We start from the raw sequence: 22,993 nt of genomic DNA, 5'->3' as shown, positions 1-22,993 counted from the left end.
ATTTCAGTACTTGCGCACCTTTGCCGACAAGAATAAAATAAAGAGGATCACAATTTACAAAGGAAGTTTCATGAATCCAACAAATCTACAGCTCGTAGGGACGATTCTATTCGCATGTGCGATTTTGCACACATTTCTAGTTTCAAAAATTCAACACTTAGCTCACAAGTATCCGGAAGGATCGATGATGGAAAACCTTCTTCACTTCTTGGGTGAAGTCGAAGCGGTATTCGGTATGTGGGCCGCTGCCTTTATCGTTTACTATAGCGCCACTCAAGGCTTTGCAGTTTACGATAATGCACACCAGGTTATTGGTGGGGCACTAAAGTACCTTGAACAAGATGTAAACTACACAGAAGCAGCATTCGTTTTCGTTATTATGTGTATGGCAGGGACGAGGCCAATCATTATGCTTGCTGAAAAAATCATTGGTATGATTGCAAAGCTTATTCCAATGCCTGGTAAGATGGCGTTCTATGTTTCAGCTCTTATTATTGGGCCAATCTTAGGATCTTTCATTACTGAGCCAGCTGCTATGACAGTTACTGCTCTTATCCTTTTAGATTACTTCTTCTCAGATGAGAAAATGAGTCTTAAATTTAAGTATGCAACGATTGGTCTACTTTTCGTAAACGTATCAATTGGTGGAACACTTTCTCACTTTGCTGCACCTCCTGTTCTTATGGTTGCTTCAAAATGGCACTGGGGATTTGTTCATATGATTACAAACTTTGGTTATAAGGCAACAATTTCAATTATTATTGGAACCCTAATTATTGCATTCATGTTTAAAAATGAACTTCAAGGAAAGCTTGAAATTAAACAAAAGCATGAGAATTGGATGGCACCAACTTGGTGGATGACTCTAATTCACATTATCTTTATGGGGCTAGTTGTTTTCTCTGCTCACCATATGGTTTTCTTCCTAGCTCTATTCCTATTCTTCCTAGGTTTTACAACTGTTACAAAAGAGTACCAAGACGAAATCAAACTAAAAGAATCACTTCTTGTTGGTTTCTTCCTTGCTGGTCTAGTAACTCTAGGTGGACAACAAGGTTGGTGGCTACAACCAATTCTATCTAAGCTAGGTGACTTTGTTCTTTTCGTAGGTGCAACTTCACTAACTGCTATTACTGATAACGCAGCTCTTACTTATCTGGGAACTCTAGTTGATCTAACTGATTCAGCTAAGTACAACCTAGTTGCTGGTGCTGTTGCCGGTGGTGGTTTAACTGTTATTGCAAACGCTCCAAACCCAGCTGGTTTCGGTATCCTAAAAGGGACTTTTGGAAAAGACGGGATTAACCCAGGAAAGCTTCTTCTTGGAGCACTTTTCCCAACAATCCTTGCAATGGTTATGTTTCAAATTCTTCCAAATTTAGCGAAGTAAAAATACAAAGGGCCTCTAATGAGGCCCTTTTTTATTTTGTAATTTTTTAATTATTCTTAAAGGTCAACTACCCAGTTAAATGGGTCTTCAATCGTTTTTTCTTGAATGCCTAGGAGAGTTTCACGTAGCTCTTTTGAAACCGGTCCAAACTCTTCTTGAATATTATAGAACTCACCAGACTCTTCATGTAATGAGCAGATCGGTGTGATAATTGCAGCTGTTCCACATGAGAAGCACTCTGTACACTTCTTCGACTTAATATCTTCAATTAGTTCATCAATACTAATCTTTCTTTCAACAACTTTGTATCCTTTATGACGAGCAATATCGATAAGTGATCGACGAGTGATTCCATCAAGGATTGTCTCTGTCAGTTCTGGAGTATGTATTTCTCCATCAATAACTGCAAAAAAGTTCATCCCACTTAATTCCTCAATCGACTTGCGGTCACTTGCCGATAGCCAAAGAGTTTGGTGCAGACCAAGTTTAAGAGTTCTTACACCAGCATTTAAAGCACCGGCATAATTCCCACCAGTCTTTGCTGTACCCATCCCGCCAGCACATGCACGGATCATATTTCTTTCAATAAGAAGCTTGTAGCTTCCACCTGAAAAGTATGATTCAACAGGAGAGGCAATAACCATGAAAAGAAATTCTTCACTTGGTTTAATTCCCAGATTATTTTCTGTGGCAATCATAAATGGCCTAATATACAAAGATTCTCCACCGCGCTTAGGAATGTAGTTTTCACCCATTTTAGTGATTGTATTTACAGCAGTAGTAAAGATTTCCTTTGGAACTTCTGGCATCGCCATACGTCTCGCTGAATGATTAAAGCGTTTAAAATTTTCAAGGGGCCTAAAAAGATTAGGTCCATTTCCTTTAAAATTATAGGCCTTCATTCCTTCAAAGATCTCTTGTCCGTAGTGAAGAACTTTACATGTTGGGTCTAACTCCAGTTTGCCATAAGGCTTAACTTCAAGCTCGCCCCATTCTCCACGTTTGTATTCACATGTTGCCATGATAGGAAGTAGTACTTTTCCAAATCCAACATGGTCAGGCATTGAGAAGTTTTCGATTGCTTTTTTTGCACTATCTAAAATTATCATTAAAAATCCTTATTCTTATTTACAGTGGTAACCAAGTCCAAAAACCTTCCAAACATTTCCTTCGTTTACAGATTCTTTAATCCAGATTGTGTCTCCACCTTCATCTGCGACTAGGTTGATGGCATGGTTAACGGCCAGGTCTTTAATTCCGTTTTCATTCTCACCAACAACATTTGTAAAAGGCTTACAGTTCTTATGACGTGGCTTTTGATATGTTACTTTTACTTTTTCTCCAGCAGGAGTCAGTTTTGTTTTAGAAACAGCACAACTAGATAGAATTAATATCATAATAATATTTTTCATTATTCCTCCATGATTTTTAGTTATACTAGCAAAATTGCAACGATGTTGCTTAGGTTTGTGCGTCAATTTTATCTTTTGACGAGTTTGGTGAATTAGAATATTATTCTTCTACTTTAAGACACTTGTAGGACTATAGCTCAGTTGGTTAGAGCGCTACCTTGACATGGTAGAGGTCTGCAGTTCGAATCTGCATAGTCCTACCATCTTTGTTTTTCCTTATACATTGCTTATTGATTTAGTCTGCTGATACCGATATCAACTCAGCGCCAAAACATGCCTTTGGGCATCTTTTGATCGCAGGTTGTAAAGTTCGAATCTGCATAGTCCTACCATCTTTTCGTCTTTTATCTCCAGGACATTTACTGATTTACCTCGCGCAAAGGCTTTCTTTTTTGATTAGGCCCTGCTTTCGATTTCTCAACGGTATCTTGATTATTTGTTGCTGCGTTAACGAATGTCATGGTGAAGGTTGAGCCGATGCCATCAATATTGTTAAATGCTTTGATATTTCCCCCATAGAATTTCATATATTTTTTAACGACCGGAAGGCCAAAGCCTGAACCTTCTTCTCCGTGAGTTCCTTCGCGGTGGGTCTCGTTAGTAAATGAGAAGAGACTATTTATCATTGTTTCAGGGATACCGATTCCCTGGTCTGTTATATCAACACGGATAACAGAGTTTCGTTGAGAAACTCTTACTAAGACTTCTGAGCCTTCAGGTGAAAATTTTGAGGCATTAGTCAGAAGGTTACTAAAGACGCTGTGACAGAGTGATGATGGTTCTGCCATGGCCTGGATATCTTGTTCTTCAAATTCAACACGGATATGTTGACTCTTTTTTTCAAGCCTTTTTCTAATGAGCTGTATCGAATTTTCAATGGATTCTTTTAATGGGACCGGTTCTAATTTGATATTTGATTTACCGGATTCAATTGATTGGATTTTTCGAATATGTTGAATAAGCTCGGCCATATTTTCAATGACTCCACTTACGCGACCAAGATTTTGTAAAATTCCATCCTTGTCTTTCATGGCCAATAAGGACGAGTCGCTGAGCAATGAAAGAAGGGTCGTGGAATTGGATAAGTCGTGAAATAAAACGGAGAGTAAATGTTGTTTTTCTTCGAGCCTTCGCGAGAGGTCGCGGCCTTCAACTTCGAGCTGTTTAATCTTAATGGCCTGATGAGTGATGACCATAATTGAACAGAGAATTATAATCGTTAGTAAACTTACGAGATAGATCACTTTCTTTCCTTAAATATAGTTCTTCTTGAAACCTAGTATTATATGAAACCAATTAATTTTGTAGGATTTTAGCCAGCTTTATTCTTATAACCAAGTTCGAGAAGGTAAATTTAACTTAAATTAAGAATGTATTTTCACATTTCAACTATCCCAGCAAGAAACAGAAAGGTGACTGATGGGTGTAATTCAAGTAGACTTGCTGGAATGAAAGACTATCTTAATAAAAAGTTAACATCACTAGTGGTGACGCAGTTTGTCCATTACTGGTATTTCTATATTGGGGCCTTTATTTGCCTCTATCTAACTCACAATATCCAAAGTGAACTACCTTTTATAGCAAAGGATTTGGCCGAAAAAATTTCCAAAGGGATCTCTATTCCTGTTGGGCATTTGTTCTTATTGGCTTTGGGGATTATTGTATTTAGAACTTCATCAAGGCTACTATTCTTTTATCCTGCTAGGGTTCTACAAAAGATTCTACGTTTTGATTTAATGAAGAAATTAGAGAAGGTAAGTCCTTCTCGTTATAAAGACTATCCAAAGGGACAAATATTTCAGATTATTGGTGGTGACCTTGAGCATGTAAGAGCACTTATTGGTTTTGCTCTTTTACAGATTGCAAATATTATTATCGCTCTCTCAATTCTAGTTCCAAAACTCCTAAGCTTTAATAAAGAGCTTTTCATTGCACTTCTTCCAATGTTTGTAGCATTTATTATTTTCAGTGCAATCGTTTCAACAAATCGAAAGTTTTACCGCAAAACTCAAGACCTTCAAGGTGAGGTTCAAAATATCATTATTGAAACTTATGCTGGAAAGAAGACGATTAAAAACTTTCACGCGGAGAAGGCCTTTATTGATCTCTTTGCAAAGAAGTCGTTGGAAGAACTTGATAACTTTTATGAAGCAGGTAAGCGTGTTGGAATTTCAATTCCCCTTATGCCTACAGGTGTTGGCCTGTCTTTAATCTGGGGTGCCTATATTATCTTTACTGAGCAATTAGGAGCATCTTCTCTCATTTTATTCTCGGGTTTTGTTTACTTATTTTTAGAGCCTATTATGTTTCTTGCTTGGATTGGAGTTGTCTTTACTCGTTCGGCAGGAGCATGGGCACGGGTAAGGGAGTTAGTTGCTGTCTTAGACAAAGAAAGTGAACTTGAGACAATGCTTAAAAGAGAATTCTCTTTTAAAGAGAAGAGTGAATCATTTGAACTACAACTTCCATTTTGGGATAACGATATAAATCTAAAGATTTGGAAAGATGAAAAGAATGCAATCGTTGGAAAAACTGGTTGTGGTAAATCTGAGCTACTCGTAAAAATTTCAGAAGTCCTAAAGATACAAGGCCGTAGTACAAGCTATGTTGCTCAAGACCCATATCTTTATAATGGAACGATTTTAGAAAATATAGCGCTAGGAAGAGACTTTAATGAAGAGCAACTTTCTAAGGCGTATGAGCTATTAAAAATATTTGGCCTTGATTACTTAGCATCCGATCGCAAGAGCTTGTTTAACCTTGTTGTTGGAGAAAATGGGAAGAGACTATCAGGTGGTCAGATTAAACGTGTCTCTTTAATAAAGTCACTGCTTTTCGAGAGTGAGTTTATTATATGGGATGATCCTTTTTCTTCGGTTGATGTTGTTCTAGAAAGAGAGATCTTAAGTCAGTTAAACGCAATGAAGATTTTTGAAGGCCGAACTCTTATTATGTCCACTCACCGATACACAACAGCAGTACAGTGTGATCATTTAAGTTTGATCTGTGAAAGTGAAGGACTAAGAGAAGAGTCAAAAGTTGTCGACTTTACACAAAAACAAGAAGGAGGAATTTATGAGCACTTTAGAAAACAACTCATCTAAATTCCTATTATATAAAGGTAGTGGGAAGTATTTAATAAGCATGGTGGTATGTCTTATTATTTCAAGTGCACTCGGTGCTGCGCTTCCACAGTTAATTACAAAACTTACTGCAAATTATGAAGTTGAAGAAGTTTATCGTCAGACTCTTGGGATCATGACATTTATCTTTTTGGCGACAGCTTTAAATCGTGCTGTTTATAACTTAATTATCAACCGCTATGTTGTGGGCCTAGTCCAATTTGTTAGAACCCATTGTTATGGAAAGTGGCTTTCAAGTGTTGAGCTTCAAACTTCAAAAGAGAATCGTAATGATCGCTATCCTCAAGGAGAGGTTTTAGCTCGTATTATGAGTGACACAGAAAGTTTAAGAGAGCTTGTGACTTCAGGAACTTTTGGAATCATTATTGATATCTTCTTTGTTGTTGCTTCACTTATTAGTTTTGTGAGCCTTAATGCCGTTGCGGGAGTTTATCTTGCAGCAATTCAATTTGGGGCCTGCTTTGTTTTAATTTGGTGCTCTAAGTATATGCGTGCTGTTTTCTTAAGTGTAAGAAATTCCCGTGCTAAACTCTACCGCGTTGTTGCAGATTTGATTGGTGGTGTGAGAGAGAATTACTATAATCCGGCAGATCAATATACATCGAAGAAGTCTTTATTTGTTTTTGATGAATTTCTTAAGAAGATCCTTTCTTCAAATGTTTGGGATGCTTCTTACTATTCATTTGCTGAGTCCCTCTTTCCAGTATTCTTGGCCTGTGCCATCTTTATCATACCTAATAGTGGAATTACTCAAGTTGCTTTAATCTTTGCCCTAATTGATTTAATTCAGCGTTCAATTAATCCTATTAAGGATGTTTCATCAAAAGTTGCCAATATCCAAAGGGCCGCAACAGGTGTTGGACGTATTAATGAATTTCTTGTTGATTTAGGTAAAGAGAAGTCTTCTGATGTTAATGCAAAGAGACGTCAGTATGATGTCGAAAAAATGCATATCGAAATTCAAAAGTTTACTTACCCTGCAAAAGGGGAGAACTCGACACCATTTACGTTAGAAGATATTTCTTTTGATTGTCGTCAAGGTGATCTTATCGGCATCGTTGGTCTTTCTGGAAGTGGTAAGTCGACTCTTTTAAATATTATGGCAGCAAATATTATTCCTGATGAAGGTAAGGTATTTGTTGAAAATCACAGCGGAGTTAAGAAAGAATATAATTTTGATTATATTGATGACTTTAATGAGTACCGTGAATTAATTGGAATTGTATCGCAAGACTCGCATATCTTCTCTGAGACTGTTGAGTTTAATATCACAATGGGACAAGCAGGTTTTGGAAATTTTGATGCTTTCTGGAATGAAGTTTGTGAGCAGATCTCTTATCTTTCTAGATGGGGGATTAAACCAGATACAGTGCTTGATCAAAATGAGATCTCACTTGGCCAAAAGCAGCTTATATCGGCGATTCGATCGTGTTACCTAAAGAAGCCAATTGTTCTTTTTGATGAAATTTCTTCTTCATTAGATAGCGATCTTGAAGAAGCTCTTCGTAAAATGATTCTCTTTGTTCAAAAGCAGGCCGTTACAATTATCGTTGCCCATCGAGTTGAAACGATACTCGATGCTCAGCAGATTCTTGTTATGGAAGGTGGAAAAATTATTGCTAAAGGGATTCATGAAGAACTTAAAAATACTTCGCCGCAATATGATCTATTTGTTAAGCAATTATCGAATTGACAAAAAAATGACGTGAACACTAATGCATTATTTCTCTTTTTTACATATAATTAATTTAAATTGATGTAAGGAGATCATTATGTTTAAAAAATCCAAGCTAGCTCTTGGCCTAGTTGCTATTTCTGCAATTGGAATGATTGCGTGTACGAGCGAAGTAAATTCAAAACCAAATTTCTTATTTAAAAAGGCACCAAATGCCACTGCAGTGATTAAATTCAATGGAAAAGAAGTTAGTCATGATGAACTTTTTAAAGGTTCTGAAGCAGAATTGTATGAAGCTCAGCTGAAAGTTTATGAAATGAAACTTGGAAAGGTTAAGGCCTATCTTCTAGAAAATTTTAAAAATGAAGATCCAGCAAGAAGTTCAATGTCGATGGAGCAATTCATTGATGTTGTTGTTGCAAAAGACGTAAAGGTTTCTGACAAAGAAATTAATGAATTTGCGAAGGAAAGAAATATTCCTGATGTAAACCCTCAGCTAAAGGCCAGAATTGTTGATTTCTTAAAAAATACAAAAAAGCGTGATGCGATTGAAGCATACCTATCTAAGAAAACTAAGAATAGCCCAGTTGAAATTTACTTAGAAAGACCAAAAAGACCTCGTTTTGAAATTCCTGTGACAGGTAAAGAGCCAATGTTTGGTGGAAAAGACGCGGCCGTTGTTATTACTGAATACTCTGACTTTCAGTGTCCTTACTGTGCGAAGGGTGTTGAAATCATGAATGAAATCAAGAAAACTTATGGAAATAAAGTTAAAATCGTTTTCAAGAACTTCCCATTAAACTTTCACAAGGATGCTGCAAAAGCTGCAGAAGCTGCACTTTGTGCAAATGAGCAGGCGAGTGAGAAATTCTGGAAGCTTCACGATTCAATGTTTGCTGACCAATCTGGACTTTCTGTTGATGGACTTAAGGCAAAAGCGAAAGCTGTTGGCCTGGATCAGAAGAAATTTGATGAATGTCTTGATTCTGGACGTATGAAAGCAGAAGTTGATGCTACTGTTAAAGAAGGTGTTGATGTAGGTGTTAAATCAACTCCAACATTCTATGTGAACGGTATGCTAATTAATGGTGCACAACCATTTGAAGTATTCAAAGAGCTTATCGATTCTGAATTAGGAAAATAATTCAAAAAAATACATTACTAAATTAGTCTGAAAGACTGAAAATACTAAGGCCGGGGCATTTATTCCCGGCCTTTTTATATTGGGCATAATTGATAGAATAGAAGGGGTATATATATCTTATTGCATCTAAATCGGAAGAAAATTATGGACGTTAGAGATTATTCAAAGAGACTTTCACAACACCGCGAAAACTTTCAGCACACTATTGATGAGCAACGAAAGAATCATAATCGTGAGGTCGGTGAATTAAAAGATACTCAAGAATATCGTTTAAATAAACAGCGCCAAGCCTATGATAACTCTCTTAACAAGATTGAAGATAGGCAAGACCAATTTAGAGAAACAGCTAGTGCAGATACTAAGAGAAGAATTGAAGAACAACAAAAAAATTATCTAAGTAAGTTAGATGGAAATAAGCGTGAGTTTGAACGTGATCGTAAAGATATCAAGGATCAGTTTGATACACGTTTTAAGAATATACGTGAAGCTTATGAGACAAAAGGGATGGCCGATCGCTCTAATATGGATCACCGCCTTTCTTCACAACAAAGAAGATTTGACTCGACAATGGGCAAGATGAACGATCACTTCAATGAAACAATTGATAAGGTCTATCGTGATTCACGTGATAAGGCCCATTCGCATGAATTAGAAACAAAGCAAGATCGCCGTGAGCTTATCTCAAGTTATGAAAATGAAATGAGGGATCAGTTAAAAGAAAGCGGTGAAAAACGTGCTCGCTTATATGAGAAATTTACTGATGATGTTGATGGCCTAAGAAAGAATCATAAGGGTAGAGAGGAATCTCTTAAGGATTATCAAGAGCAACGCATTTCAGATATGACTGCTCAAAAAGATAAGCAACTTTCTGAAAACCAAAAGAGCTTTAAGAATTCAATTGAAGAAATCAATGATAGAAATTCAAGAAAGAGACAAGTTGAACAAAGAGACTTCTCTCAAAATGCTAAGGATCTTGAGAATCGTCATGCGAAAGAGCTTTATCGTGCAAGACGTGAGATGAATCAGAAGTTATCTGGTGGAAGTCGTGAAGATGTCTTTAATGATAAATTAGAGCAGACGGAAAGAGGATATGAGACACGAATTAAAAATATTCGTGATCAAATTGATACTGATCGTTTTAATGCAGATATTCAAGAAAGACGTCGATCGCAGTCAACTAAAGAAGCACTTCGCTCGCAAAAACAAAAATCATCTGAGTATATTGCAGGTCTTGAAAAAGATATGGCCAAGTTTAAGAGTGATACACTAAGTGATATCAATGTTGAGCTTAATAGAGACGTTGAAGAGCTACAAGGAAGCTTTAAACGCCAGATAAGAGACAAAGAGCTTGAGGCGTATAATGATAAAGAACAGTCTAAAAAAGTTTTAGAAAGACAAAGAGCTCAATTTGGGGAAACTGTTCAGAAAATGAGCGATCGTAACACGGAAGCTGTCTCTCAAATGCAGGCAGATTTCGCGGATGAGTCAAAGAAATTTATTCAAGATACACATATGAAGCATTCTCAAGAAATGCAAGAAGTAAAAGAGCATTTTATTGAGAGCAAAGATAAGCTTGCTAAGTCACTTACGCAAAAAATTGAACAATTAGAAGAGACAAACGAAAAGTTAATTTCTTCTTATGAATCAAAGTTAAATCGACTAAAAAAAGCAAATGCTAAAGAGATTGAAAGAATCCGCATGACTCACGGTCTAGAGTCTAATCAACTTAAAGAAGTCACGAGAAATGCAATTGCATTGAAAGATCGTGAAAATCACAGTAACCTATCTAACTTACGAGGCGAGTTTGATAAGAGACTTTCTCAAGTTAAACAAAGAGCAGACATTCAAGTTAAAAGAATGGTAGAGTATTATGAAGATATGCTTGCTCGAGAAAGAGATGAGTCTCAAAGAAAGTATGTTTCAAAAGTTACTGAACTTGAGAATCAATACAATACTCTTTATGAGAACTCAAAACTTGAGAGATCAAATCTAATTAATCAGTATGAAAATCGCATGGAAGAAATCCGTGCTGCAAATGCTGAGGCTTTAGAGGAGAGATCAAGTGAGATCAGAAGTGGTATGTTCTCTGATCAACAAGAATCTCGAAAAGCATAAGTATAAAGACATAGCATATAAGAATTCAGGGAGAGATAATGGGAATGGGCAAAGTCCGTCGCGCTAAAATTGTTGCGACTTTAGGGCCATCTTCTAATACAGTTGAAATGATTGAGAAACTCATCATGGCCGGTGTTAATGTAACACGTGTTAATATGAGTCACGGAACTCATGAGTCACACGCCCAACTCATCTCTAATATTCGCCAAGCTTCAAAAAATATCGGTAGAGAAGTTGCCATTCTTATTGACCTTCAAGGTCCAAAGATTCGTACAGATAAATTACCAAATGGACTACAGCTTAAGAATGGAGATACTTGGGTAATTGGGCCATCTTCAAAGCAAGCAGATTATCCAGAATATAAAGATTGTTATATTCCGACTATTTATGAAAAATTAGTTGATGACTGTCATGATGGTGCAAGAATCCTATTTGACGATGGAAAGTTAATTGCAAAGGCAATAACAAGAGATCGTGATGTCTATAAAATTGAAGTTTTAGTTGGGGGAGAGCTTAAGTCTAATAAGGGAATTAACCTTCCTGACTGTGAAGTTTCTGCACCAGCATTTACTGATAAAGATGAAGCAGACTTAATGTTTGCGCTTAAGCATAATATTGATTATATCGCTCTATCTTTTGTTCGTAAGAAAGAAGATATTATGTCGGTAAAGGCCCTTCTTCATAAATTGAAAGTTAGGGTTCCAATTATTTCTAAAATAGAAAAGCCACAGGCCCTTGATAATATCGAAGAAATTTTAGATGTTACAGACGTTATTATGGTTGCACGTGGAGATATGGGAGTAGAGGTAGGTAACCACCTTGTTCCTTCAATTCAAAAAGATCTCATTCAAAAGTGTAACGATCGTATGATTCCGGTTATTACGGCCACTCAGATGCTAGAGAGTATGACAGATGCTCCAACACCAACGAGAGCAGAGGCAAGTGATGTTGCCAATGCTATTTGGGACGGAACTGATGCAGTAATGCTTTCAGGAGAGTCCGCTTCTGGGATGTATCCTGTTGAAGCAGTTCAAATGATGAGTGATATTATTTATGAAGCTGAGAAGACTCCAAAAGAGCGTCCACTTCTAAGAAATATTGACCTTTCTTCTGTAAACTCATCTGTCATGGTTGCGGCATCAATGATTGCTGAAAAAGTTGAGGCAAAAAGAATTCTTGCGGTAACAGAGGGTGGAAACTCTTGTCGTAAGGTTTCAATGTTTAGACCTCAAACTCCAGTTGCTGGAGTAACTCATAATCTTCGAACAGCAAGACGTATTTGTCTTTACTGGGGAGTATACCCTTATCTTGTTGACGAGGAAGTGCAGGATACTGGCTCTTACGTTAAGTATATTGTTTCTCATGCTAAAGAGAAGATGGGCCTATATAATGGAGATAAAGTTGTTGTTACTTTAGGGGATGGGAAGATCTTCTCTAAAGGTTACTCTAACTCTGTTAAGGTTGAGATAATTAAAGAAGCTCGCCACCACGAAGAAGCTGGTGAAGAGACTTTCGAAGTAGGGGAAGATAAAAAAAAAAGAATCCTACTAGACCATAATATTTGTTCGACTTGTCAGAATTGTGTTTCTATTTGCCCTCATGAAATTTGGGTTGCAGATAAGAAGACAAAACTTACTAAACTTAATAAAGATCAAATTAAGCACTGCACGCTAGACTATGAATGTATTCGAGTTTGTCCAACAGGTGCGATTGAGATTATCGATAAGTCATGATCAAAAAAGACGACATTCAAAATATTTTAAGTACCCAAGGGCTTGAAGTATGGGGTGTCGTCGCTGAATCAAAACCAAAGTCACTAGAGCGCTTCAAGACTTGGATTAAAGATGGCCTTCATGGTGCCTTAGGCTACCTTGCTGATGATCGTGCTATTAAAAGAGAAGATCTAAAAAATTACTACCCCGATATTAAATCCACACTCGTTATCGCATTCGATTACTCTCATATTGCTCGAAGTGCAAAGAAGTTCTATGAAAGCGGAGAAAGCAATGGCCTGAAAATAGCTAACTATGTTGTGGGCTTTAAAGGACGCGACTATCACTATGAAGTGAGGGACAAACTTCAAGCAATTGGAGAAGAGCTACAAAAGCTTGACCCTGAGTTGGACTTTAAGTTCTCTCTTGATACTCAACCAATTCTTGAGCGTGATTTTGCTTACCAGTCAGGACTTGGTTGGTATGGAAAAAACTCTATGCTGATTAATCGTCATATTGGGAGTTACTTTATTATTGGCTCACTCCTTTTAAATAAGGAAGTCGAAGCGCCCAGTGAGAAGCTTGAAACAGATCACTGTGGCCAGTGTACTCGTTGTGGTGACGCTTGCCCAACTGGTGCTATTGATATTGAAAAGAGAACGATTATTGCAGATAAGTGTATTTCAACTTTTACCATCGAACACTTTAAGGAAGTCTTTCCTCCAAGTGGGATTGAAAATGCAAACGGTGAAATCTTTGGCTGCGATATCTGCCAAGATGTTTGTCCTTGGAATAAGAGACTTGAGCGAAAACTTGAGGCCGACTCAAGTGCCTTCAAAGAAAGTGGAAAGCAATTCATCGACTTCTTTTTAATGAGGCCACTTGAAGATATTTTTTGTGATCTTGAAGAAATGAGTAATCGTGAGTATCGAAGAGTTTTCAAAGGCACCCCACTTGAGCGCACGGGGCGCGTGGGGATGCTTAAAAATCTTAGGCTTTATTTAAAGTAATCCAATTTTCTTTGCATACTTTTTAATAAAACTTCCTGCCATATCTGGAAGGTGGTGGCCAAGTTTCTTTGGCTTATCCATCGTTACAGTATTGCCAAGGTCTTCTAAGATCTTAGCAAAGTTTTCCATTCCTTCTTTTCCGACAACCACGTCATCTTCACCAGAGATGAGATGAATCTTATGGTTTGATAGAGTTAGGTGATACTTCTGATCCTTGATCCAAGGAAACATTATTTCTGGTGCAAGGTGTTTTGAGACAAGTTCTGCGCGGGCCTTAACTGTGGCCTGGTAAAATGGCGTATCAAATACGTGTGTCACGCCCTCTGGTGGAACACCGAAGCCAACACCACAGTGATATACATCTAGGCCTTCAAAATAGTTATTTTGAACTGCTAGTATTGAAGTAAGGGCACCTAGAGAGTGTCCTCCCACTAAAATTCTTTGTTGTTGGTTAGGGTAGGCTTCTCTTAATTTATTTAGGGCATGACTAAAAAGCATTGGAGCATCACTTTTAAAGTCCTCAAAAGAAGCTACATCATGAAACGAGCCCGTAAAATGACCTGGTTGGTCAAATATAAGAGTAGGCACTCCATCGTCGCAAAGTTTTTGCGCCCAAGAGAAGATACTGATCTTATGTGACGTGTAACCATGAGTAAAAATGGCATATCCGGTGTCTTTGAGCTTTGAGCTAGGTGGTCTAAAAAGAAGGGCATTAACCGTTGTTTGACCTTGATTTAAAATAATTTTATCGATACTTAAAAACTTTTCATTCATAGCAGATATCATAATTAAAGATATCTCAAATTAAAATTAAAAAACTTTTTAATTTTCTATTGACGAAAGAGACATAAACCATTAATTTAATGGAACCAAATCATTTATGCCCTGATAGCTCAGTTGGTAGAGCAAAGGACTGAAAATCCTTGTGTCCGTGGTTCGAATCCGCGTCGGGGCACCATAAAAAAGCTACTTCTTTGAAGTAGCTTTTTTTTTTGCCTTCAATCACCAAAACATTGCACATTACAAAACAACAAGGACTTTTCTGGACTTTGCTCGTGTAGAGCAACCTGACCGAAAAAACGTGCCCAAAGTGCACGTTTTTACTTCTTAAGTACCAAGTAAAAAGATATTTATCGCGAGTGCGAGTTCGGGCAGGCCGTAGCCCAGGAAGGGCGGAGGTGTCCAACGAGCAGGAAGCGGTGAACATTTATATAATGATTTTTGAATCGCTATTTAATCCGCGTCGGGGCACCATAAAAAAGCTACTTCTTTGAAGTAGCTTTTTTTTTGCCTTCAATCATCAAAACATTGCATACTACAAAACAACAAGGACTTTTCTGGCCTTTGTTCGTGCGCGCGCTCATCACGAGCAAGCGTTATGACGACGCCGCTTTACCGTTGTGCAATCGCGACGTCACAACGTCAGCGATGCATGGGCGGAGACCATCTATTTCAATAGTTATATTGCTTAAAAAAATGGGGAGGCCGTAGCCCAGTACAGATTATTTAAAAGTGGGTTCGAACCACCGACCAAAATTATAAAAAGTTGTCACAACAATCCCCACGATTGAATCATTTTACAAATTACACTTTATGGAATCTAAGATGACAAGAGTCTGTATGGAGTTTACTTGCGGGAGAGACCCTAGTACTTCTGTGTGAAGAGCTTTATATTCAGGTATTCCTCCGGTCTCGACTTTAATAAGATATTCTGTTGCTCCAGTTATATTGTGAATTTCAGTTATTTCAGATGCATTTAAAATAGCTTTCTCAAAAGAATCTTGAGCTTTTTTAGTATGTTTGTTAAGGCCAATTAAAATATATGCTTTAAAACTCATACCTAACTTGGAACGATCTATTACTGCTTTATAACCAGATATAACATCCAATCGTTCCAACTCTTGAACTCTACGAAGTGTTGCCGAAGGAGAGAGTCCGATTCTCTTTGCGAGTTCAACATTACTAATTCGACCTTCAAATTCTAGTATTTGCAATAATCTTTCGTCAAATTCATCTATTTTATACATATGTTGCAAAGTATACGTCACTTTGAACAATAAAAGCAAGATAAAGTTTTCCCAGTGATGCTAAAATGAATACATGGATTGGAGGTTTGTATGCTTATTGGATTATTAATTTTTGCCGCGATAGGATTAATTACACCGGGACCAAATAATGTTCTGCTACTCAACTCAGGATTAAAGTTTGGTTACAGAAAGTCAGTTTTTCATATTCTGGGGATAGGCTTTGGGCTTTTCTCTTTATTTTTAACTGTTGGTAATGGAGTTTCAAAATTTTTCTCTCAATACCCTTTTATTGAATCTATTTTGCAAATACTCTGTTCCTTATACCTTGTATATCTATCTTATAAGATAATCAATACTTCAACTGATTTGAGTGATGAAAGCAATGATACTGAACCCATGTCTTTTTTAAATGCGTTCTTATTTCAATGGATGAATCCTAAGGCATGGACATTAGCATTGACAGTAATTAGTATTTACAATGGAATTCAATTTGAAAATCCGATCTTTATCATCTCGGTATGTTTTCTTGTAGTTAGTTTAATTACGAGTTCACTATGGGTTGTATTTGGCCTTCAAATTAAAAAGATACTTAAAAACGCAAAACAAGAAAGAATACTGAATATTTTTATGGGCTGTTCTCTACTTAGCACATTATTCATAATGTTTTAGGTATAAAATAAACTTATTCAACTTAGAAAGACCATAGAAAATCCGCCAAATGTACTTAAACACGCAGATTTTCACTTACTAATGTGAATACGGTTGGTTAGGTTCGTGATCCAAGCAATGCAGTTCGATAATCGCCCACGTCGGGGCACCATAAAAAAGCTACTTCTTTGAAGTAGCTTTTTTTTTGCCTTTTTTCCACCTTCAAGTGTGAAGAGCCAGCCCTATTTCTTACAGGCATGCTTAAACTGATCCCATAAAGTTGTTTTAAACGCATCCTGCTTCCAATCAGGGCTTATTTTATCGAGTAAGATGGAAAGGAAAAATCCTGTATCGTAGTAATAATTACTATTCTGATCTAACGGAGTAATCATATATTCAAAAGTCTTCCTACCGTATTTGGCGTAATAGTTTAAAAGTTCCACATTCATAAGCCTGTTAAGCTTAGGGTTTTTCATTGCTTGTAGGTCAATATGTTTTTCAAAATATCGAGCTGTACCTTCTAACGCTTCATAAAATAGCTCAGAAGCTTTTGTATCATTATCGATCTTGAAATTTTTAAATCTACTTTCTCGATATTTTATAAGATCTCTACAGGTATTTATCTTGTTATTAGCTTTTTGTAAGTCTAACTTTAATACAGCATTTCTGATTAACTGAACTTCTTGGTTTATCGAGTCAATGTAGCTTTTATTTTTTTTCAAACTTATAAGTGCATCAGTATTCATCTTATATGGAGATGAGATTAACTGCTGTCCAAGTTTATTATTTTGAAATAAATGAAATACTTCATGTATGTAGATAGTTATCCAGTCATAATCATTCCAGTTAAGGCCTTTTTTCAGACATAGTTTCATGTGAATCGATCATAAAAATTGAATTATCGAGCCCTTTATGTATCTTACTTAAATAAGCAGTATGATAAGGCTTTTTCTTAATTTCTATTCCAAGAGGATGCCTAATAGTATCATTAAAATAATAATACCCATTATTAGGATAAGTATCAGAGTTGAGAAGATATTGAGTGTTATGGTGGTTGATTAGAACGAGTGGTTTATAGTCTTTTAACTCTGGAACTTAGCAGCACCCTATTCTATAAGATCCTCAGCAATCTCAATATTATTATTTATATCAACAGGTAGTTTTCGATTCGAGCTCGCGCAGGAAGTCAGTAGTAAGAATATGAGTATTTTCTTCATTTATATATTATAGTAGTAAAGTCAGATGTTTAAATGATTATTTCAAGTAAGACAGTTTGATAATTATCGATGTCGGGGCACCACAGAAAAGCTACTTCTTTAATATGCGCTCCAGTTGCTTTTCCTTTACGCAAGGTCAACGAAAAAGCACATGGAGCAATTACTCCTCTCGTCGCCAAAGATCTTCTTTCGATAAACATTTAAGGCGTTATTTAGAATTAGAGCACCTCTTTTAGAATTGTTCGAAAAAGCCCAGCTTAATCCACTGGGCTTTTATATCAAAACTTATTTCACAAATGAAGTAATTCGACTCTACTTTTATCTTTATATTTCATAAGTATCAAAATTTTCTTATCAAACTCTGTTAAGTTAAACGGAGGAAAAATGGATATTCAATTAGATCAAATTCAAAATATGATTTATGTGATCAGAGGACAGAAAGTGATGCTGGATAGTGACTTAGCTAAACTTTATGGAGTGGAGACAAAGGTTCTTAATCAATCAGTAAAAAGAAACATTAAAAGGTTTCCTGATGATTTTATGTTTCAATTAACAAGTGGCGAGCATGAAGCTTTGAGGTCACAAATTGTGACCTCAAAAGAAGGAAAAGGTGGACGACGCTATCAACCCCTTGTTTTTACTGAGAGTGGTATTGCAATGCTATCTAGTGTACTCAAGTCAGATATTGCAATTGATATTAATATTGCAATAATGAGGGTTTTCATTAAGCTTAGAAGTTTCTATGTTTTTGAGAGTAAGTTGGATCAGAAAGTAGGTAGGTTAGAAGAGGATGTAACGAAAGTATTTAAAGTTGTCTTTGAAAGGTTGGACAACTTGGAAGAGAAAATACCCACTTATGACAGTAATAGAAGGAAGATTGGATTAAAGCCTAAAAAGTGACTCTTCCCGTGTGAGCAGATGAAATTCCTTGTTGTTATACATTATTTTAAGTATTTCAGTTCGATACTTGTATATGTTGGGGCACCATAAAAAAGCTACTTCTTTGAAGTAGCTTTTTTTTTATCTAAATGAATTGAGTATCTTAAAACAGTCTCTAATTATTATATTAAATTTCTTCTTGTGCTGTAGAGTCTCAAGCCGACGGCCAGACTAATCATTGAGGGGATGATAAAGCCAATGAAATGTAGTTTGGGAAAAACATAGGCGCCGACGATGCTACCTATTATAAATGAGAATATTAAATTCATTCTAATGGCATTTATTTTTCCTTCACGGCGATCTTTTGAAATAAAGTATTTTGCGAGTCCAATACCAAGGTCTGTTGTTAAACCTGTTAGGTGAGTTGTGCGGATAATTGACTTCGAATAATGAGTGAAAATTGCATTTTGCGTACCACAAGCAAAAGAGAGAATGCATAGGAGTACAAAGCCTTCGACTTCTTCAAATGGGGCCCCAAATTCTCCAAAGTGATTATTGTCTCCAAGGAGTGCGATGGAGAGAAATATCATTGAGAGAAAGACGAGCACTTGAATATAAACAGGGGACTTCTTTGTTTCTTGTCCCTGGCGATTATTTCTAACTTGAGTTAACACGGAGCTTAGGAATGAACCGGCCAAAAAGAAAATAGGGACAAAGAGAAAGTATAGTGAGCTTAAGTAGTTTTGATCAACGAAGTCTTTAGAGAGTCTTGCGGAGAACCCTGTTACATGAGAAACGAAGATATGTATTGATAGTAAGCCTCCCATATTTACAAAGCCACCTTGAAAGGCCAGGAGACTCCAGGTAAAACGGTTTTTTCGATGAAGGATGGTATCAGACATATTGGGGTTGCCTTTAGTAACTTCTTTTATTTTAATTTTATCAAGGATTTAAGATATCAGCCAGTACATCATGGATAAAATAACTTAGTTTCGAGGCACCATAAAAAAGCGACTTCTTTGAAGTAGCATTTTTGCCTTAATTTCAAATTAGAAAACCTCGTCTTCTTTTACCATTCAACTTTTATAAATTCTTAAGTTTCGCTAGAGAAGGAAAACAGAGGTAATCTCTTGTTTTTACTTGCGATGCTTCTAAGTGTTTTAAAGAGTAAGTAAGCAGTTCAGGTTAATATTGCAATCATGAGGATTTTTACGAAGTTAAGAAGCTTTCTACTTATGGAGCAGGAAAATAGTAAAAAGATCGACTTAATTGAGAAAGGAACTAATCATCTGTTTAAAGTCTCTATCGAAGAATTCAAAGCTATGAGGTTCTAAATTGGCATCTCAAAAGTCGCCCTAGGCCTTTCTCTTATCTAAAGTCATTAATTAGACAGTTGTTGGTTTTATAACCGAATTGATCGATCGTAACTGGCCAACCTGTCGATTTCACAATACCGTGTGAGTTATTCTTGTTGGCATCTCATTTGCAACATCATTCTAAATATTTAATAAGAAATACAATAGCAAATACTAGAGCTGTCTACATTGATGAGATGAGATGAGAGGAGAATTTAATGAAAAAACTATTATTAGGTTTAACTATTGCGAGCACTTTCAACTCAACTTATGCAAGTGATGTTATTCGAGTTATTTTGGATAAGGATCAAGTTGTAGACGTAAAGATTAAAAAAAATACTCTTAATATAAATTACTCAACAATTAACCTTTCAATGTATAACGGAGTTGAGGTCGAAGGTGTAAACTTTCGTGACCTAAACAATGAAGTTCAGACTAGGTTCTTATTAAAGGAAATTGATGAAGACGAAGCTCTTGGGATGGTTCCTTATTCAGTTTTTGGCTTTCATACTTTAGATCGCAATATTTTATGGGCGAAAGCTGAATGGGATGCAGAAAAGTTCAATAGCGAAAAAAGACCAGGAGAAGATGAAGTTACGGCGGAGGATTTAGTTAAGACTGTTATTAACGATGCTCAAAACTTGATCGAAAAAGTTGAAAAAAGAAAAACTCAAAATCAATTAAGGCTTATTAAGACTGCATATAAATGTATCAATTCTGGTAAAGAGGAGTCGACAGGCTTATTCACATGTTCCGATGAAAATGTTGTTAATGATATTATTTCTGAAATTAAAGAGCAAAATTTTATTACATATCCAAACTTAGGCAAAGCTAAACACCCTCTTCTTACACAAGAGGAATTAGCTAAGTTCAAAGAGAACTCTTTGTCTCGTTATGTTATTGAAGGGGATCGAAAGCTAGTGTACGGCCGCCCATATCATGATGTTTCAGGAGATTTTACAGGCCGTATTCAAGACAAGAACCTTATATTTAAATCTTATAAAGAGTCTTATTCAATGACTATGAGAGATGTTTTCTCAGAGTTAATTGGTGTTAGAAAAATTTCTTGTGAAAAGGGAGAAAACTTTTTCGGTAAAAATAATTCATGTACTGTTGAGATTTTATAATTTACGTTCTGGGTGCTTTTCTTCATAAAAGGTTATCGAAAAAGCACCCGGATCGGTAGTTTTGAAAGTTACGCTAGTGTTATTTGAATCTTCTTCATTCGGCCTTCACCGATCGAGACTGTTTTAACTTCTTTATGCTTATCAAGGTGTTGATGAACAAGCCTGCGATCAGAAGCGTTTAAAGCTTTAAGCGTAACAGGCTCGCGAGAGTCTAGAACTTTGGCCGTTTCACGCTCAACCATCTTTATAAGACTGTCTTCTTGATTCTTAATACCCTTACACTTGAAATTTAGTCTAACTTCTCGAGGAACTTCAACACTGTTGTAAAGGTGTAGCCTTGTAAGATGTTCAAGAGCTTGGAGTAGTTCATTATTATCTCTTGTTAACATTTTCTCGTCTGCTCCAGAAAAGAAGATTTTAATATCCTTTCCATTAAATGAGAACTTGGCGAATAGCTTCAACTTTGCCTTTTTAATAAGCTTAATTAGAAATGGCATCACGATCTTCTTATACGTTGGTCTAAGGCTATAAGTGAACTTAGTTAGTCTCTTTCCAAATAGGAAGAATTTCTTGCGCCCCTGTGTCGTTTCATCCAGGCTAAGTTGAGATTCATACTTTATCTTAAAGAATGCAAGAGCAGCTTTCTTCGCACTTTCTTGAGAGTCTGCTTGAATCGTAAACGTTGGTGCAATTGGCTTCTTCTCTATTTTCTTAACAGGTCTTGTTGTCGCTTGTTCATTTACAGGCGCTTTCTTTGTTCTTTCCTGAGATCTCTTTTGAGTTTTCTTACGCTGAGGTTTCTTGCGCTGATCTTTTTGCTCTTGTGTTAGAGGCTTACCAGTTTCTCTATCCACAACTTTGAAAGTTTTGCGGTCAATGAATGGCTTCTTTGCTAGCTGTTTAGAAATATCTTCTGGGCCCACTTCTAACTTTGGGATTTTGTCACCAATAAAGTCTTGAATAGGGTCTAGGTATTCACAGTCATCAAATGAACAAAAACTTATTGCTTCACCTTCAGAGCCTGCACGGCCTGTTCGACCAATTCGGTGAACATAGTTAGCAGCATCTTGTGGAAGATCATAGTTGATAACAAGATTAACATCTTTAATGTCAAGTCCTCGTGCCGCAACATCTGTACAGACAAGGATTGTTGTTTCTTTAGATCTAAAATCTTTAATTAATTTGGTTCTCTTACTCTGAGAGAGGCCACCTGAGATTGCTTTTGCTTTGAAATTCATTGCGATTAGCCATTCAGCAACTAAATGTGTTTGAAATTTTGTATTACAGAATACAAGAGCGTATGCATCTTCATGATTTCGGATGGTACTTACAAGAAGGCCCATTTTTTCATTAGCATTAATCATCGCTAACTTATGATCGATATGATCAACAACCATGTTATCTTCATTCAACTTGAGTTCGATTGGAGTTGAGTTGAACTTATAGGCCGTGTTTAAAACTTCCATATTAGTCGTAGCTGAAACCATGATTAATTGTCTATCATCTGGCATTTGTCCAAGAGTGTATTCGATATCTCTTTTAAAGCCCATGTCAAACAATCGGTCAGCTTCATCAAATACGATTCCGTAAGTGCGATCAATAAGGACGGCCTTTTGCTTCAATAGATCTACTAAGCGGCCAGGAGTTGCAACAATGATATGTGCACCTTTACTTATTTGTTCTTTTTGCTTTTCGAGGCTTTCACCACCGATAACGCAGACCGTATTAATACCAGACTCACTACCAAGCTGTTTGAATACTTTCTCAGTTTGTTGTGCTAGTTCTCTTGTAGGAGATAGGACAACGTAGTGAACATCATCAACTTCAACAAGGTCGTCATGGATGATATGTTCGATGATTGGGATTGCAAATGACGCAGTCTTTCCAGATCCTGTTTCAGCAAGAGCAAGTATGTCTTTACCTTCTAAGATTGGATCAATTGTTAGTTCTTGAATGGCGCTTGCTGTTGTGAAACCACATTTTTCAATGGAATCAAGAAGGCCAGGGCTTAAATTAAAGTCTTTAAATGGGATATTATTAGTCATAGTAATCAATATACGCTAAACGTCACACTAATCTAAGTGTTTTCTTTATTTTCATTATATAACGCAAGTGGTAAATTAAATTTAAGGATATTGG

18 protein-coding genes, 2 tRNA genes and 1 pseudogene are annotated in these 22,993 nt (G+C 36.6%); 13 read left to right on the top strand and 8 right to left on the bottom strand.

The annotated features are described in order from the left end of the window. The first annotated feature begins 70 nt into the window (after nt 1-70). Entirely contained in the window at nt 71-1,390 is a 1,320-nt protein-coding gene (locus tag ACRXC1_RS10265) for a putative Na+/H+ antiporter (protein WP_433658536.1), read from the top strand. A gap of 56 nt (nt 1,391-1,446) precedes the next feature. Here the strand turns inward: ACRXC1_RS10265 and ACRXC1_RS10260 are convergent, their stop codons facing one another. Next, nucleotides 1,447-2,499 (bottom strand): branched-chain amino acid aminotransferase, encoded by a 1,053-nt coding sequence (locus tag ACRXC1_RS10260; protein ID WP_433658534.1) that lies wholly within the window; start codon nt 2,497-2,499, stop codon nt 1,447-1,449. A gap of 15 nt (nt 2,500-2,514) precedes the next feature. Then, nucleotides 2,515-2,802, bottom strand: a complete 288-nt coding sequence (locus ACRXC1_RS10255; RefSeq protein ID WP_392909344.1) for a hypothetical protein — start codon at nt 2,800-2,802, stop codon at nt 2,515-2,517. 126 nt (nt 2,803-2,928) lie between these two features. On the opposite strand from ACRXC1_RS10255, the gene ACRXC1_RS10250 reads away from it, so the two are divergent. Then, nucleotides 2,929-3,005 (top strand) — tRNA-Val (locus tag ACRXC1_RS10250). A 156-nt stretch (nt 3,006-3,161) separates the two neighbouring features. Here ACRXC1_RS10250 and ACRXC1_RS10245 read toward each other — a convergent pair. Beyond that, the gene (locus ACRXC1_RS10245; protein WP_433658531.1) at nt 3,162-4,046 is read right to left on the bottom strand and encodes a sensor histidine kinase; all 885 of its coding nucleotides are present in this window, start codon (nt 4,044-4,046) and stop codon (nt 3,162-3,164) included. 126 nt (nt 4,047-4,172) lie between these two features. Here ACRXC1_RS10245 and ACRXC1_RS10240 point away from each other — a divergent pair, with 126 nt between their 5' ends. The 7 genes and pseudogenes from ACRXC1_RS10240 to queG all read left to right on the top strand — a co-directional run bounded on the left by ACRXC1_RS10240 (nt 4,173) and on the right by queG (nt 13,601). Beyond that, nucleotides 4,173-5,906 (top strand): ABC transporter transmembrane domain-containing protein, encoded by a 1,734-nt coding sequence (locus ACRXC1_RS10240; protein WP_433658529.1) that lies wholly within the window; start codon nt 4,173-4,175, stop codon nt 5,904-5,906. Beyond that, nucleotides 5,878-6,663, top strand: a pseudogene (locus tag ACRXC1_RS10235) (ABC transporter transmembrane domain-containing protein); the annotation flags it as partial. The gene ACRXC1_RS10240 and the pseudogene ACRXC1_RS10235, both read left to right, overlap by 29 nt. Before the next feature lie 228 nt (nt 6,664-6,891). Beyond that, the gene (locus ACRXC1_RS10230; protein WP_392909549.1) at nt 6,892-7,638 is read left to right on the top strand and encodes an ATP-binding cassette domain-containing protein; all 747 of its coding nucleotides are present in this window, start codon (nt 6,892-6,894) and stop codon (nt 7,636-7,638) included. Nucleotides 7,639-7,717: 79 nt separating this feature from the next. Further along, entirely contained in the window at nt 7,718-8,764 is a 1,047-nt protein-coding gene (locus ACRXC1_RS10225) for a DsbA family protein (protein WP_392909349.1), read from the top strand. 144 nt (nt 8,765-8,908) lie between these two features. Beyond that, nucleotides 8,909-10,879: a hypothetical protein gene (locus ACRXC1_RS10220; RefSeq protein ID WP_433658527.1), complete on the top strand. Its 1,971-nt coding sequence runs from the start codon at nt 8,909-8,911 to the stop codon at nt 10,877-10,879. A 38-nt stretch (nt 10,880-10,917) separates the two neighbouring features. After that, entirely contained in the window at nt 10,918-12,612 is a 1,695-nt protein-coding gene (pyk, locus tag ACRXC1_RS10215) for a pyruvate kinase (RefSeq protein WP_392909353.1), read from the top strand. Next, the gene (queG, locus tag ACRXC1_RS10210) at nt 12,609-13,601 is read left to right on the top strand and encodes a tRNA epoxyqueuosine(34) reductase QueG (protein WP_433658524.1); all 993 of its coding nucleotides are present in this window, start codon (nt 12,609-12,611) and stop codon (nt 13,599-13,601) included. Before pyk ends, queG begins: the two co-directional genes overlap by 4 nt. Here the strand turns inward: queG and ACRXC1_RS10205 are convergent. Next, the gene (locus ACRXC1_RS10205) at nt 13,593-14,375 is read right to left on the bottom strand and encodes an alpha/beta hydrolase (protein ID WP_433658522.1); all 783 of its coding nucleotides are present in this window, start codon (nt 14,373-14,375) and stop codon (nt 13,593-13,595) included. The two genes, queG and ACRXC1_RS10205, sit on opposite strands and share 9 nt — an antisense overlap. 108 nt (nt 14,376-14,483) lie before the next feature. Here ACRXC1_RS10205 and ACRXC1_RS10200 point away from each other — a divergent pair. Further along, nucleotides 14,484-14,559 (top strand) — tRNA-Phe (locus ACRXC1_RS10200). A 619-nt stretch (nt 14,560-15,178) separates the two neighbouring features. On the opposite strand, the gene ACRXC1_RS10195 is transcribed toward ACRXC1_RS10200, so the two are convergent. After that, nucleotides 15,179-15,619: an Lrp/AsnC family transcriptional regulator gene (locus ACRXC1_RS10195; protein WP_433659913.1), complete on the bottom strand. Its 441-nt coding sequence runs from the start codon at nt 15,617-15,619 to the stop codon at nt 15,179-15,181. A gap of 99 nt (nt 15,620-15,718) precedes the next feature. On the opposite strand from ACRXC1_RS10195, the gene ACRXC1_RS10190 reads away from it, so the two are divergent. Beyond that, complete coding sequence (locus tag ACRXC1_RS10190; protein WP_433658520.1) at nt 15,719-16,297, top strand: LysE family translocator; 579 nt, start codon at nt 15,719-15,721, stop codon at nt 16,295-16,297. A 221-nt stretch (nt 16,298-16,518) separates the two neighbouring features. Here ACRXC1_RS10190 and ACRXC1_RS10185 read toward each other — a convergent pair whose 3' ends face one another. Next, complete coding sequence (locus ACRXC1_RS10185; protein ID WP_433658518.1) at nt 16,519-17,151, bottom strand: hypothetical protein; 633 nt, start codon at nt 17,149-17,151, stop codon at nt 16,519-16,521. A 726-nt stretch (nt 17,152-17,877) separates the two neighbouring features. Between ACRXC1_RS10185 and ACRXC1_RS10180 the strand changes: the two genes are divergently transcribed. Continuing rightward, nucleotides 17,878-18,393 (top strand): ORF6N domain-containing protein, encoded by a 516-nt coding sequence (locus ACRXC1_RS10180; protein WP_433658516.1) that lies wholly within the window; start codon nt 17,878-17,880, stop codon nt 18,391-18,393. Nucleotides 18,394-18,554: 161 nt separating this feature from the next. Here ACRXC1_RS10180 and ACRXC1_RS10175 read toward each other — a convergent pair whose 3' ends face one another. After that, nucleotides 18,555-19,274 carry a YoaK family protein gene (locus ACRXC1_RS10175; protein ID WP_433658514.1) on the bottom strand — a complete coding sequence of 240 codons (720 nt, stop codon included), beginning with the start codon at nt 19,272-19,274 and terminating at the stop codon, nt 18,555-18,557. Between the two features lie 671 nt (nt 19,275-19,945). Here ACRXC1_RS10175 and ACRXC1_RS10170 point away from each other — a divergent pair. Continuing rightward, complete coding sequence (locus tag ACRXC1_RS10170) at nt 19,946-20,854, top strand: hypothetical protein (RefSeq protein WP_433658512.1); 909 nt, start codon at nt 19,946-19,948, stop codon at nt 20,852-20,854. A 68-nt stretch (nt 20,855-20,922) separates the two neighbouring features. Here ACRXC1_RS10170 and ACRXC1_RS10165 read toward each other — a convergent pair whose 3' ends face one another. Then, a complete protein-coding gene (locus tag ACRXC1_RS10165; RefSeq protein WP_433658510.1) occupies nt 20,923-22,899 on the bottom strand; it encodes a DEAD/DEAH box helicase in 1,977 nt (658 codons plus the stop codon). Nucleotides 22,900-22,993 lie beyond the last annotated feature (94 nt).

This window comes from Halobacteriovorax sp. GFR8 (genome assembly GCF_050955245.1).
Taxonomy (GTDB): Bacteria; Bdellovibrionota; Bacteriovoracia; order Bacteriovoracales; family Bacteriovoracaceae; genus Halobacteriovorax_A.
This window is presented reverse-complemented; position numbering and strand designations above follow the sequence as displayed.